Origin of the sequence: Spirosoma pollinicola, assembly GCF_002831565.1 — a bacterium.
In the GTDB taxonomy this organism is placed as follows: domain Bacteria; phylum Bacteroidota; class Bacteroidia; order Cytophagales; family Spirosomataceae; genus Spirosoma; species Spirosoma pollinicola.
Genome location: NZ_CP025096.1, coordinates 3102210 through 3115563, shown reverse-complemented (window position 1 = coordinate 3115563; position 13354 = coordinate 3102210). Strand labels below are relative to the sequence as shown.

General features: G+C 47.3%; 13 protein-coding genes. 10 read left to right on the top strand and 3 right to left on the bottom strand.

Translation table 11 applies throughout. The features are described from left to right. The first annotated feature begins 10 nt into the window (after positions 1–10). A complete protein-coding gene (locus CWM47_RS13025; RefSeq protein ID WP_100988395.1) occupies positions 11–1987 on the top strand; it encodes a T9SS type A sorting domain-containing protein in 1977 nt (658 codons plus the stop codon). A gap of 41 nt (positions 1988–2028) precedes the next feature. After that, on the top strand, positions 2029–2322 hold the full coding sequence (locus CWM47_RS13020; RefSeq protein ID WP_100988394.1) for a rhodanese-like domain-containing protein: 294 nt from the start codon (positions 2029–2031) through the stop codon (positions 2320–2322). Positions 2323–2368: 46 nt separating this feature from the next. Here CWM47_RS13020 and miaA read toward each other — a convergent pair whose 3' ends face one another. Next, positions 2369–3262 (bottom strand): tRNA (adenosine(37)-N6)-dimethylallyltransferase MiaA, encoded by an 894-nt coding sequence (gene miaA, locus CWM47_RS13015; RefSeq protein ID WP_100988393.1) that lies wholly within the window; start codon positions 3260–3262, stop codon positions 2369–2371. Between the two features lie 414 nt (positions 3263–3676). On the opposite strand from miaA, the gene CWM47_RS13010 reads away from it, so the two are divergent. Together CWM47_RS13010 and CWM47_RS13005 are read left to right on the top strand one after the other, a co-directional pair. After that, positions 3677–4015 carry a winged helix-turn-helix transcriptional regulator gene (locus CWM47_RS13010; protein ID WP_100988392.1) on the top strand — a complete coding sequence of 113 codons (339 nt, stop codon included), beginning with the start codon at positions 3677–3679 and terminating at the stop codon, positions 4013–4015. Between the two features lie 61 nt (positions 4016–4076). Further along, entirely contained in the window at positions 4077–4694 is a 618-nt protein-coding gene (locus CWM47_RS13005; protein WP_100988391.1) for a PliI family lysozyme inhibitor of I-type lysozyme, read from the top strand. 101 nt (positions 4695–4795) lie between these two features. Here CWM47_RS13005 and CWM47_RS13000 read toward each other — a convergent pair whose 3' ends face one another. Then, the gene (locus CWM47_RS13000; protein ID WP_100988390.1) at positions 4796–5587 is read right to left on the bottom strand and encodes an outer membrane beta-barrel protein; all 792 of its coding nucleotides are present in this window, start codon (positions 5585–5587) and stop codon (positions 4796–4798) included. 10 nt (positions 5588–5597) lie between these two features. Beyond that, positions 5598–6944, bottom strand: a complete 1347-nt coding sequence (locus CWM47_RS12995; protein ID WP_100988389.1) for an SGNH/GDSL hydrolase family protein — start codon at positions 6942–6944, stop codon at positions 5598–5600. Between the two features lie 223 nt (positions 6945–7167). On the opposite strand from CWM47_RS12995, the gene lysM reads away from it, so the two are divergent. The 6 genes from lysM (at position 7168) to CWM47_RS12965 (ending at position 13318) form a co-directional block, all read left to right on the top strand. After that, positions 7168–7629 (top strand): peptidoglycan-binding protein LysM, encoded by a 462-nt coding sequence (gene lysM / locus CWM47_RS12990; protein WP_100988388.1) that lies wholly within the window; start codon positions 7168–7170, stop codon positions 7627–7629. A 164-nt stretch (positions 7630–7793) separates the two neighbouring features. Beyond that, positions 7794–8687: a DUF937 domain-containing protein gene (locus tag CWM47_RS12985; protein ID WP_100988387.1), complete on the top strand. Its 894-nt coding sequence runs from the start codon at positions 7794–7796 to the stop codon at positions 8685–8687. A 135-nt stretch (positions 8688–8822) separates the two neighbouring features. After that, the gene (locus CWM47_RS12980; RefSeq protein ID WP_100988386.1) at positions 8823–9707 is read left to right on the top strand and encodes a S1 family peptidase; all 885 of its coding nucleotides are present in this window, start codon (positions 8823–8825) and stop codon (positions 9705–9707) included. A gap of 64 nt (positions 9708–9771) precedes the next feature. Then, positions 9772–10860 (top strand): M20 family metallo-hydrolase, encoded by a 1089-nt coding sequence (locus CWM47_RS12975; RefSeq protein ID WP_100988385.1) that lies wholly within the window; start codon positions 9772–9774, stop codon positions 10858–10860. A 97-nt stretch (positions 10861–10957) separates the two neighbouring features. Continuing rightward, entirely contained in the window at positions 10958–12313 is a 1356-nt protein-coding gene (locus CWM47_RS12970; RefSeq protein ID WP_100988384.1) for an alpha-L-fucosidase, read from the top strand. A gap of 24 nt (positions 12314–12337) precedes the next feature. Next, entirely contained in the window at positions 12338–13318 is a 981-nt protein-coding gene (locus CWM47_RS12965) for a type I phosphomannose isomerase catalytic subunit (RefSeq protein WP_100988383.1), read from the top strand. Positions 13319–13354 lie beyond the last annotated feature (36 nt).

The following is a 13354-nucleotide window of genomic DNA, read 5'->3' as shown; positions in this document are numbered from 1 at the left end:
CTGATACCAGATGAGAATTGCTTTATTTTTTCAGCCGTATAGTCCGTTTTCCAGACGTTGTGTGCGAAGCTTTTTACTGGTATTTTTTGTTCTGTCTTACTCCCTGAGTAGGGCACAGGCACCCCTGAAACTACCTTTTTTCGAAGACTTTTCAACGGCCAGCGGACGCCCCGGATTCGATCAGCCTAATCCCATCCGTTGGAAACCCGGCGGGGGTGTGTACATCAACAACACAATGGCCATCAATCAGCCCACTGTTAACGTGGCTACATTCGATGGCCTGGGGGCAAATGGACGTCCTTATGTGCAGAATACACCCTTGGCACAGGGCTACACCGATACGTTGACATCAAATTCCATCGACTTGTCGGGAATAGCATCGGCAGATATCAATTCTGTTTACATGAGCTTTTACTGGCAGGCTAAAGGACTAGGGGAGTTGCCAGACCCTAGTGTCATACAAATCTCGCAGCCCGATACAACAAACCTGCTGCCGGGAGCGGTGACTAGACCTTATGATAAAACGCTGGTTGTAAACGGCGTTACGAAGATAGTTCATATCGACACCCTGGTTATTCAACCGGGCGATTCGTTAACGCTTCAGTTTATAGGCGTCGATGGTACCTGGACGAATGTATGGTATCAAATGGGTGGCCAATCGGATAGCCTGTTTCGTCAGGTTCTCGTTCAGGTAAAACCGAGTTACTTTCACGCTAAATTCGCGTTTCGGTTTCGCTCGTTTGGCCGTGAGTCGGGGCCTTTCGATACCTGGCACATTGATTATATTTACCTGAATCGAGGCCGTTCGGCAACAGACAAAACAATACAGGATGTTGGTGCGAGGAAACAACTTACGCCCTTTTTTAAACAGTATACAGCCATGCCGCTGTCGCAGTATCTGGTCAACCCCACGCTGGCAACGGCAGATTCGGTGACAACCGATGTGAATAATTTGGGCGGGTTGATTTTTACCACCTTTAACTTTACTGTGCGTGATGACGTGTCGGGCCAGCTATTACAGAATGACCCGCAAACGGCAACCGTGGCTACACTGCCTTTAAGGCCACAGCAGAAAACGGCGAAGCCCACACCCATCAAAAGTTTTGGCTCGGCCACTAAAGCGTTATTGCGCTATAAAATCGACGTGCGTACGGCTGACAATAACACGATTTCGCCAATTCCGGGAATTGATTTTCGCCAGAACGATACCATTTCTGCTGTGGCGGCTCTGGATAATTACTATGCCTACGACGATGGCAGTTGGGAATATGCGCAACAGATCAGGCAGCGCGAACAAGTGGCGGTACGCTTTATCCTGAGCAAACCCGATGCTATTGGGGGTGTGAAAGCGTGTATCGTGCCGTTTACAACTAATCAGAGCGGGCAGCCCTTCGTGATCAGTGTCTATAATAACCGGGCCGGTAAGCCGGGTACGGCTATTTATCAACAGTCTTTCTCAACCCAGTACCCCACATCCCGCAATGAATTTGTTGAGTTTAAATTCACAAAAAGCGTTTCGGTAAAGGATACGTTCTATGTTGGCTATCAGCAGATTAGCAATGCCGATACGTCTTTGCTTCGGTTAGGCTTTGATAAAAACAGCCCGTTTGGTTCGCAGATCTTCTATAATGGCGGCAGCAACTGGGATCAGAACTTAGCGTCGGCCTCATTGAACATACATGGTGCATTTATGCTGCGTCCTGTTATGGGGGCTAAACCCGATACCATCGTAACCGCCATTCCTGAACCCGAACCGCTGGCTCCTTTACAAACCTACCCGAATCCAACAACGGGTCTTATTCGCTGGGGCAATCTGCCCCTTACCCAACTGGATGTTACAAGCAGCACAGGCAGGCTGTTACTTACGCTCGAACCAAGTCGAGGGCAACAAACGTTAGATTTGAGTTATCTGCCTGATGGCCTATATTTAATCCGACTGTTTGCCGATAAGCGATCCGTCGTTCAAAAATTGATTATTCAACATTAACGCGTTGGTGAGTTTTAAACGCTTACCAACTCCCCCAAATCATGGATATTACCGTACAGGAGTTAAAGGAGCGCCTTGATAAGGGCGAAAAACTAAACCTGTTTGATGTGCGCGAGCCTGATGAATACGAAGCCGACAACATTGGCGCGACGCTCATTCCGTTGGGCGATTTATCGTATCGCTTAGACGAACTTGATGGTTTACAGGATGAGGAAGTAATTGTCCATTGCCGGTCGGGTAAACGTAGCGGTATGGCACAGCAAATTCTAGAAGAAAACGGATTCAATAACGTTCGTAACGTTATCGGCGGCATGCTGTCCTACCGGGCACAGTAAGAATGAAGAGTGAAGAATGTAGAATGATTTTTTACAGAAATATTCTTCACTCTTCACTCTTCATTTTTATTATTATCTCTCCTTCCTCGGGGCTTATCCACTGATAATTGCCCTGATTTCGGAACCAGGTCAGTTGCCGTTTGGCATAACGCCTTGAATTGCGTTTAAGTAAGCGTACCATTTCTTCGTAATCATAGAGACCGTCCAGGTGGGGAAAGACTTCCTGATAGCCAACGGTTTGTAAGGCAGGCAATTGCCTGTAGGGTAGGAGTGAGCGAACTTCATCGATCAGGCCTGCCGCGAGCATGGCATCCATTCGGGTGTCGATGCGGGTATACAGCTCCTCGCGAGGGCGTTCGAGAGCAAACAATACAGATCGGAAAGGGCGCTCGATTGCTTGTTGTTTACGAAACGACGAGTAAGGTTCGCCTGTTGACAGGCAGACTTCTAAAGCCCGCGTTACCCGCACCGGATTTTGTAAATCGGCTGTTTGGGTATAAACAGGGTCTAAATCCCGTAACTCATTCTGGAGTTTTTCCAAGCCTTCCTCTCGAAGTCGGGTAAGCAATTGCTCGCGTAATGCAGGGTCTACTGCGGGCATATCGTCCAGCCCAAAGCAAACGGCATTGATGTAAAGCCCCGTTCCGCCCGATAAAATCACTACATCCTTTGTCTTGAATAAGTTGTCCAGAACGTCGAGACACTCCCGCTCATAGCGCCCGGCATTTACCGGGTCCAGTATGGAATGCGAATTAATAAAATGATGCCTTACTCCTGCCATCTCTTCGGTTGATGGTTTGGCTGTGCCAATGGTCAATTCGCGATAAAGCTGTCGCGAATCGGCTGAAACAACGTCTGTCGCTAATGTTTTTGCTAATTGAACGCAAAGAGCAGTCTTGCCAACCGCAGTAGGCCCCGCAATAACAAGTAATGTTTTCAAATGTTGTAGGATGGATTCACAAAGATACTATAAGCGGAACAGTTGTTTTTTGTATTAATAGTTAACAATGCACCCTGACCATTACCTAACTATTCTATGAACATAGGGGCTGGTATATCTACAACAGGCGTTTTCGTTTATAAAAAGAATAGCTAACTATTTATTCTATTTAGAAAAATAGTTTACCGGCAGCCATTGACAGGTAGTGCAAAAAAAAATGCCATACTTTTTTTATATAAATAAATATTTGTTTGTTGATTAATAGCTATTTAACAAATATTTATTTGGTTATATAATCAGAGGAATAAATGATCAGGTTATGGATTTATTGCAATTTTATATATTTGCCTAAACCGGTATAAGTATCTTTTAATCAGTAGGTTACCAACCTAAAGGTTAGTGACTGATTTCCTCATGAACGACCAGATTAGTACTCGAAAATCTATTGACCCCAAGCATTTAGCTCTCCAGAAAACATTAGACATTATATGTGGAAAATGGCGACTGTACATTATTTATCAGATAGGTACTCAGGCCCGGCGCTACGGCGAATTGCGCAGGATGATTCCCGAAGTAAGTGAAAAGGTGTTAATACAGGAACTTAAGGTTCTTGTTAGTCTGGGTGTGCTTGAGAAAAAGGCTTATAACGAAGTGCCTCCTCGTGTAGAATACAGTCTGACCGCCAAAGGTATCGAGATATTTCCTACACTACTGGAATTGACCTCGATCGGTGAATTATTTCTGGAGCCATAATCAAATCAACTTTTTTTGATTTCGTGTCGTTATTGGTTGGCAAACCAGGAATACGGAGTCGATGAAAAGAAAGGTGTGGTGTCTTTTGCTAAGCTTGACATGGCTTGTTCAGGTAGCTCAAGGCAGTCGGCAGCACATCTGGCCAACGGTATCAGTTTATCAGAAACCAGCAATAAGTATTAGTAGATTTTTTTCTACTAATACACAGTTTACCAAATCGTTACGATATAACATTTATACGTTTACCGTTACGGCGGCCGATAGTGGGCGTGTGCGTGAGGTGAAGATCAAAGCCTATCGGGGCGAATTACTGCTGACTAACTTTCATATTAAGGTCGATGGGGCAGTCGTGGGTGCCGAAGTGGCTGATCTGGATAACAACCGTTTTCCTGAACTGTATGTCTATAGCGCCAGCGATGGGAGCGGCTCGTTTGGTCGTGTATATGCCTGGCAATTTCTACCGGAGCGTAAGGCCGATATTACGCCGGTGAACTGGCGAAGCCCATTAGTAAAAGGATATATGGGCCACGATATTGTATGGGCAGAGCGGAATATTCTGTGCCGAAAATTTCCGGTATACGCGTCAGGCGATGCGAATGCTGAACCCTCGGGCGGTTATCAAATGATACGGTATAAATTGCAGGCGTCAGGCACAAATTTTGCCCTCGTGGCTGAATAAACTTAAAGCACACAAATGCGGTTGAAAACCCGCATTAAAAAAGGCAGTAAAGAGAATCTCGATTCTCTTTACTGCCTTTTTTGTCTAGTTAAATTGCTCTTCTAGAACACTTTGAACCCTAACGAAACAGTTGCGATACCCAGGAAACCGGTAATGTTTGAGTCCTTGTACACACCACCTACGGGCACTGCATACCGGACATCTACATCCAGAAACGGCACAGGCGAGTAGCCTACACCAAGTTCTACCGCATAGGTAAAGTCTTTTACCTCCAGATTCTGAGCCTCATATTTATTAAGCAGATTTGTCGTCGCGCTTGAAGCAGGAATATCCGTTTGTGGGAAATTTACGGCTGAATTTGCGTTGATAACTCCACTTGTAGTCCGGCTGAGTGTTGCCTTCTGGACAAAAATGAAATTCGGTCCGGCGTAGCCGCGTAGCTTGCCGCCCATCCAGCGTTTGCCGAATAAAATGGGTACATCAACGGCTTCCAAAACAGATTCTGATGTAGCGTTCAGACTGGCGTTGATCAGACCGGGCTGTACAGTAATGGGCAATGCATTGGCCAGCGTTGAATTTGCGTTGACGTCCAGTGTAACTGCGGTTTTCTGCTTCAAAACGAAGCGGTTGTAGGTAACTTCGGCCTGAATGAAGAAGCTGTTGAAGTTTTTTCGGGCCCACAATCCACCCGAATAGCCGTAGCCTATGCCGTTATTTTTATTTTCTAAAGCGGGCACTTGTACGCTACCCACCGTTTGGGCGGGAACATTGGTGAAGCCATGTGTAAATGTGCCACCGCCTTTAATGCCAAACTCGAACGGACGAGTTTGGGCCATTGCCGCCGATGCGCTTAGCAGGAGCAGGGCAGCTATTGATAGTTGACTTAATTTCATGAATAAGTGATTATTGTTGCAGAAGTACACGACGATAGTTGGCAGCGTTAACCGTTGGGATCGTAGATGTGTATTTTGCGTTGATACCTTTAATAATTTCATTGGCCATCAGCGCATAACCGGCTGGTGTGAGGTGAATACCATCAAGGCTAAATACGCCACCCTGAATAAAGCTGGATGTATAGGTAACACCATTTTGGATAAGCCCACCTGATGCTGCCACCTGACTCAAAACGGCATTCGGATCAACATAAGCGATTCCTTTGGCATCTGCCTGCGCTTTCATAACCCCATTATAAGCACTGATGCTGGTATTAAGCAAGGCTACTTCACTAGCATCCAATACGATATTGTTAGGAAGCGGGTTGGCTGGCGTCAAACCGTAGGGTCCCGCTTTCGTACCTACGGTTGACATACCAATGTTGCCGTAATCGGTTGCGTTTGATAGCATCAACAAATCACCTGTCTGGGTAGCACGCACACCAGTGGATGTTTGAATATACAGGCTCGTAATAGCTGGTGTTGGTTTCAATACGCCATTAATATAAGCCAGTATGAGCGGAACGGTTACGGTCGTATAATAAGGAGCGGTTATGATATTAGGGATGCCGACAACAACCCCCTTCCGACCGCCTTCTGTCAGCTTATTCATAGCGGCAGTGAAGTTTGTCGTGAACAAGGCAATGGGTGTCAACGGTGTAGCACCCCCTGTTGTGGCATAGCCCAGTGCATCGTTATTGCCTAACCAGCAGGAGAAAAATGTAGCCCCGTTCAGGTTGTCGCTCATGTACTGGAAGTAAGTCGTAAGCGGATTTGTTAATAACCGTTCGAAATATTGATTACCCTGGACAGAGCCGTAGCCAGGCGTTAAAATGTCAGATACCCGAATCCCCGGTACACCCAGATTTTGGTTAGCATCCGTAAATTTTGTCAATAATGGTGAGCCACTTGTTGTAGTGCCCCCTCGTGCAGCGCCCGGTGCTACCGGGCTAATAGATGTGATAAGGGAAAATGGATTGGCTGGGTCAGGAACCTTAATCAGCTTTAAATAGCCTGCCCCATTTGCCTGTGCTTCCGTGAACAAAGGCTGTACAAAACTGCCTCCCCCCACCGTTGCAAACTGGCCTGCCAATATGCTCGGATAGGAGTTTAATTGACTATTCCGATAGAGGCCGCCATCGGCATAACCAGCTGTTAGCGAGTTACCTACAGCTACGTATTTTGTAAAATCGGCACTTCCTTTTGTAGGCGTTACACCACTACCCGCGTTTGGGTCAATGTCATTATTTGTGCAGGCATTAATACCAACAATTGTTGTTAGTATCAACCCCCACCGAAACCTGTTCCTTACTTGCATTCGGATTAGTTGTTGATTGTAGAAAATATAGATAAACTTGTAATAAAGAACGCAAAAATAAGACCTTTATGTCTATACTTATATGTAGTTTGGTCTAAAAGCCCTTGAGATTAAGTATATTTAATTTAAACAAAGCTTGGCGGGAGACTGTTGTTTGTGACGAACGAGTTAGCGTAATTGCCAACGATTAGTCACATTTTCCACTAAAAACAATACTAAACCAATGGGTCTTTTATCATTTTTTAAAGGCGTAGGCGAGAAAATCTTTCATAAAGATGAGGTCGCACCTGCACAAGCCGACGCTGTTGAACCAGTTCGTGCTCAGGCATTACTCGACCACGTCAAACAACTGGGGTTGGCTTATAATAGCCTAACCGTCAAAACAAAAGGCGATACCGTTACCATTACGGGCTCTGTGAAGTCGCAGGAGGATTCGGAGAAAATTGCGCTGGCAGTTGGTAACGTAGAAGGTGTATCGGCAGTTGATAATCAACTGGTTGTTGATGAGCCTGCTCCTGAAGGCAAATACTACACCGTGAAATCAGGTGATTCACTATCGAAAATTTCCAAAGAAGTATACGGTGATCCGATGAAATACGGCATCATTTTCGAAGCAAACAAACCCATGCTGAAAGATCCCGATTTGATCTATCCTGATCAAGTGCTGCGGATTCCGCAATTGTAGTTAGTTAGTTCGTGTAGTAAGTGAAATGAGTCAGTAAGTGGCTAACGCGAAAGTAATGACTCACGCGTTAGCCACTTACTGACTCATTTCACTTACTACACGAACTTAAAAAGAACATTCGGGCTCATGAGCGGTTTTATTGATCTTAACTCAACGAAAAAATCATGGCCGTTCATTTATTATCTCTTCTTAAAGAACAGTTTACGCCAACTGTAGTCGACCAGCTTAGTAGTGCGCTCAATGAATCGTCTGCAAATACACTGAAAGCTATAAACGGGTCGATACCAACATTACTTGGTGGATTGACCCGGCGCGTTCAGGCCTCCGGTGGCCCATCGGCGATTATCAGTTACCTGGACAAAGGCGATTATGGTAATACGCCCTACGACGTGAGCCAGGCTGTCGACACGATGCAGACGATCACCGAGGCTACGACGGCCGATGAAGGTTTTCTCGACCATATCTTTGGTGATAAACTCACCCGCACAACCGAACTTATCAGCGTTTATAGTGGCACAAAACCGCAGTCGGCGAAAACAATTCTAGGACTCGCAGGATCGGTATTGATGGGCGTTTTAGGTCGGCAAGAGCAGGAGAAAGGCTTAACGGCTGACAGCCTGAAAAGTCTGTTGCTCGGGCAGGCAACTGAATTCCGGAAGGCCCTTCCAACGGGTCTGGATGGTATTGGCAGTCTGCTCGGTTTCGATGAACTGGTTACGCCCGCAGGCCCCCAAACAGAAGTACAGGGCGCCGATAATCTGAGCGGAACACCCGTTAATCCCAATATTCCAAAGAGTACAGAAGGCGACCGACGTAAAGAAAATGTTCGTTGGCTTCGGTGGGCTTTGATAGCTATTGCCGTATTGGTTCTGGCACTATTGATTCAAAAGTGTAGCCAAAACGAGAATAGTACCGATGGCGTTAGTACAGATTCTACCTCCCGGGTTGAGTCTAATGAAGTTGAAGACACATCGGCTGCCACGAAAAAAAGTATTCAGGATGCCAACGGGCAAACGAGCGATTCGACCGCTTCCGGCCCGCTGGGGGTGAAGAAGTAAATCGGTAAATTAGTTAGTTGGTCAGTAGATGACCTCACCGGCAGACCGGCGAAAGCAATATGCATGCGTCAGCCACTGACCAACATAACCAGTTACAATTTGTTAACTTGCAGGCTCACTTACCTGTAACTTTTTATGTTTGTTGACGCCATTGAACGCGTTAATCAGTTTACCCAACCCATGCACTCCATTGTTCGGCTTTATGGCCACAATGAAATTGTACCCGGTACGGCCACACTTTTTTTCGTTAATGAAGAGGGTTGTGCTATCACGTGTAAGCATGTCGCCGAACTTATCGGGCAGAGCGATTCCATTTACCATCATTATCGGGAGTTTCAGGGAGCCCGGCGGGAGGCATTGCGGGAAAAGAATGCGGCTCATCTCATTAGCCAGTTAGAGGCCAAGTTTAAACTTACAGCCGACACAATTATCCGCGTACGGAACAATTTTGTTGGCTGCGTTGACCAGTTTCAAAAGCTAAATATCGATAATCATCCCACGCAGGATCTCGCGTTGCTGCGTTTCGAAGGCTATAATCGCTTGTTGTATCGCTCGCACGCTGTATTTTTGGGGGATACCAGCCGGGTAAAACCCGGTCGGAGTTTATGCCGCCTGGGATATCCATTTCCAGAGTTTACCAACTTCCGCTATAACGCCGGTAACGATGATATCGAGTGGACAACCACCGGGCGAATCGTCTCTCCCAGTTTTCCAATTGATGGCATTGTCACTCGTTTGGTAGGCGACAACAACGTTGCTACGGGAATCGAATTGAGTACACCCGGTTTGCGGGGACAAAGTGGCGGGCCGCTTTTTGATGCCAAGGGGCTTGTTTTTGGTATGCAGTCGGCTACGCGCCATTTGCATCTGGGCTTCGATATTGAAGATCAGGAAGTATTGGTAAACGGACGCAGAAGCCGGGTGTCGAACTACCCGTTCCTGAACGTTGGCCAATGTGTACACGTCGATGTTATCAAAGCGTTTCTGCGGGAGAAGAATGTGAAATTCTATGAAGAGTAGCTGATTAGGATGCTGAATGATTTTATCGCGTTGGCCGTATCTTTGAGCGGCCAACGCTTTTTTTATGTCTCAACCCACCGCATCCCTGCCCACGCGGCAACTGATTCTTGCCGATGAGGCTCTCGCCTTACTCAAACGCCTGATTGCCATTCAGTCCTACAGTCGGGAGGAGAATCAAACGGCTATTGAAATAGAAGCGTTTTTTCAGGAAAAACAGATTCCCTGTCAGCGACTGAAAAACAACATTTGGGTGAAAAATCGCCATTTCGATCCTGCCAAGCCAACACTATTACTAAACTCGCACCACGACACCGTCAAGCCAAATAAGTCGTGGACGCTGGACCCATTTTTTCCGTTAGAGAGCGACGGAAAACTTTTTGGCTTGGGCAGTAATGATGCCGGTGGTTGCCTGGTGTCGTTGCTGGCTACCTTCGTCTATTTCTACGACCGGCCCTATATGGCCTATAATATCGTTATGGCGGCCACCGCCGAAGAAGAGATTTCGGGACGCGATGGCCTTGAACTCCTGTTGCCCGAACTACCAACGTTCAGCTTTGCCATTGTGGGCGAACCTACCGAAATGCAGCTGGCCATTGCCGAAAAAGGGTTGCTTGTTCTCGATTGCACCGCTACGGGCGTGAGTGGTCATGCCGCCCGCGATGAGGGCGACAATGCCATTTACAAAGCGATAAAAGATATAAACTGGCTCACTACCTATCAATTCCCGAAAGTCTCGCCAACGCTGGGGCCTATAAAATTATCGGTCACGATCATCAACGCCGGAACCCAGCACAACGTGGTGCCGGATATCTGCACATTCACCATTGATGTACGCGTAACGGAACAATACACCCTCGAAGACGTGATCGAAACGATTCAGGCCAATATCCAGTCGGAGGTGAAGCCCCGTTCAATCCGGCTCAAACCGTCGTCCATTCCGGCCGATCATCCTATTGTACTGGCGGGACTTGCGTTGGGGCGGCATACCTATGGCTCGCCGACTACATCGGATCAGGCCGTACTAAACTGCCCATCGCTCAAATGTGGACCGGGTCATTCCGCACGCTCCCATTCGGCCGATGAATTCATCTACCTGCATGAGATAGGCGAGGGTGTAAACGGCTATATTCAGATGCTGGAGCAGGTTGTGTGATGATTGATTCTGTAGTTAAAAAAGATATCGGCTTTATCGACTGCATAGGATTTAGTGCCTTCTTTGTAATGCCAATACCTATTTCAATCCCAATAACATGAAGCAAATTTGCCTAAGTGGCTTACTCATTGCCGGTTTTCTGAGTTCATTTCTAAGCTATTCTCAATCGTTACCAAAACCGACGCCCCGCCAGCTTGCCTGGCAGCCGCTTGAAACAACTGCTTTTCTGCACTTTACCGTCAACACCTATACCGATAAGGAATGGGGCGACGGCACCGAAAGTCCGTCTATTTTCAATCCCACCAAACTCGACGCCCGGCAGTGGATCAAAGCATTGAAAGAAGCTGGCTTTAAGATGGCGATCATCACGGCCAAACACCACGATGGCTTTTGTTTGTGGCCTTCCAAAATGACCGACCATTCGGTAAAAAGCAGCCCGTGGAAAAACGGAAAGGGCGATGTGGTGAAAGAAGTTGCCGATGCCTGCCGCGAATTTGGACTGAAATTCGGGGTATATCTTTCGCCCTGGGACCGACACGAGCCCCGCTACGGAACGGCTTCCTATAATGACTATTACAAAAGCCAGCTTCGTGAGTTGTTAACCAACTACGGGCCTATTTCGGAAGTCTGGTTCGATGGGGCCAAAGGCGAAAACGCCAAAGACATGACGTATGATTTCGCCGGGTATTGGGCACTGGTGCGCCAGTTACAACCCAATGCGGTTATGTTTTCCGATGCCGGTCCCGATGTGCGCTGGGTTGGTAATGAGTCGGGTAACGCGGGCGAAACCTGCTGGTCTACGATTAACACCGATGGCCTGGCTCCCGGAAAAGCTGACGCCAAATACCTGAACCGGGGCGATGCTACGGGCAAGCAATGGGTTCCCGCCGAAACCGACGTATCCATTCGTCCGGGCTGGTTTTACCACCCTGCCGAAGACGCAAAAGTGCGGTCAGGAAAGAACCTGGTGGATTTGTACTATCAGTCGGTTGGTCGGAATAGCCTGTTGCTGCTCAACGTGCCGCCAAATCGGGATGGCCTGTTTTCGGAGCCAGACATCGCCAGTTTGAAAGAGTTTCGGACTATTCTGGACGAAACCTTTAAGCAGAATCTGGTCGCTAAACAGCCGTTGCTGACAGATAAAAAGCTCACTACGTTCACAACCTTATCCGCAAATCAACCGCTGGCGATTGACCTTGGCGGGGAAAAATCCTTCGACCGGATTTCGATCCAGGAGAATATTGCCAACGGCCAGCGCGTGGCCAGCGGCCGGGTCGAATACTGGGATGGCAGCAACTGGAAGTCCTTGCAGACGTTCACAACAGTAGGCTATAAACGACTTCTTCGCTTCCCTGCCGTAACATCTTCCAAGCTTCGCCTGTTTATTACAAATGCCAACGGACCGGTACAACTCGCTGAAGTCGGCGTTTTCAAGGCATCGGCAAAAGAATAAGAACTCTTTTTAACGAATAACTACATGCTGTATCCGCTTACATTCGAGACTATTTTTAAAGATAAAATCTGGGGTGGCCAGAAGACCAACACCATTCTTGGGAAAGACTTTTCTCCGTTGCCAAATTGTGGTGAAACCTGGGAGGTGTCTGACGTAGAGGGTAATCTGTCGGTTGTAAAAGAAGGCAGTTTACAAGGTAAATCCCTTCACGAATTGGTGGAGCAGTATAAAGGTGAGCTGGTTGGTGAGCATGTATATAACAAGTACGGCAACCGTTTTCCCTTGCTGGTAAAGTTTATTGATGCGAATGACGACCTGTCTATTCAGGTACACCCCGACGACAAACTGGCGGCAGAACGCAAAAGCGGCTTCGGTAAAACCGAGATGTGGTACATCATGCAGGCCGACGAAGGCGCTAAACTCAATTCCGGTTTTAATCGAGAGGTAACCAAAGACGAGTACGTAAAAGCGGTTGCCGACAAAACCATTCAGGATATATTGAATATTGAGCCTGCTGAACCCGGCGATGTGTTCTTCCTGCCCGCCGGTCGCGTTCACTACATCGGTAAGGGCTTGTTGCTGGCCGAAATTCAGCAAACGTCTGATACGACCTATCGGATTTACGACTTCGACCGGGTTGATGCCACCACGGGTCAAAAGCGGGAACTGCATACTGATCTGGCCGTTGATGCCATTAACTATCACCACTACGACCAGTACAAAACCCAGTATGACAAGAAACTGAACGAGAGCGTCAACGCCGTTAAGAGCGATTATTTTGTAACGAATGTGCTGAACTTCAATGAAGAAGTTGAGCACGATTACACGCATATCGACTCGTTTGTGATTTTGATTTGTGTGGCTGGTGGGCTCACCATCGAAGCACCAGGCGGCTATAACGTATCGCTCAAAATGGGCCAGTGTGCTTTGATTCCCGCATCGGTCAATAACGTGACGCTCGTTCCCGACGGCGACATGACCGTACTGGAAACTTATGTTCCCTGATTTTAGCTGTTCACAGCATTGGTTTTTAACGACGAA

What these genes read in the sequence shown, in the direction of transcription:
- CWM47_RS13025 (WP_100988395.1), top strand. Translation starts at nt 11, where the DNA reads ATGAGAATTGCTTTATTTTTTCAGCCGTATAGTCCGTTTTCCAGACGT.
- CWM47_RS13020 (WP_100988394.1), top strand. Translation starts at nt 2,029, where the DNA reads ATGGATATTACCGTACAGGAGTTAAAGGAGCGCCTTGATAAGGGCGAA.
- CWM47_RS13010 (WP_100988392.1), top strand. Translation starts at nt 3,677, where the DNA reads ATGAACGACCAGATTAGTACTCGAAAATCTATTGACCCCAAGCATTTA.
- CWM47_RS13005 (WP_100988391.1), top strand. Translation starts at nt 4,077, where the DNA reads ATGAAAAGAAAGGTGTGGTGTCTTTTGCTAAGCTTGACATGGCTTGTT.
- CWM47_RS13000 (WP_100988390.1), bottom strand. Translation starts at nt 5,587, where the DNA reads ATGAAATTAAGTCAACTATCAATAGCTGCCCTGCTCCTGCTAAGCGCA.
- CWM47_RS12995 (WP_100988389.1), bottom strand. Translation starts at nt 6,944, where the DNA reads ATGCAAGTAAGGAACAGGTTTCGGTGGGGGTTGATACTAACAACAATT.
- lysM (WP_100988388.1), top strand. Translation starts at nt 7,168, where the DNA reads ATGGGTCTTTTATCATTTTTTAAAGGCGTAGGCGAGAAAATCTTTCAT.
- CWM47_RS12985 (WP_100988387.1), top strand. Translation starts at nt 7,794, where the DNA reads ATGGCCGTTCATTTATTATCTCTTCTTAAAGAACAGTTTACGCCAACT.
- CWM47_RS12980 (WP_100988386.1), top strand. Translation starts at nt 8,823, where the DNA reads ATGTTTGTTGACGCCATTGAACGCGTTAATCAGTTTACCCAACCCATG.
- CWM47_RS12975 (WP_100988385.1), top strand. Translation starts at nt 9,772, where the DNA reads ATGTCTCAACCCACCGCATCCCTGCCCACGCGGCAACTGATTCTTGCC.
- CWM47_RS12970 (WP_100988384.1), top strand. Translation starts at nt 10,958, where the DNA reads ATGAAGCAAATTTGCCTAAGTGGCTTACTCATTGCCGGTTTTCTGAGT.
- CWM47_RS12965 (WP_100988383.1), top strand. Translation starts at nt 12,338, where the DNA reads ATGCTGTATCCGCTTACATTCGAGACTATTTTTAAAGATAAAATCTGG.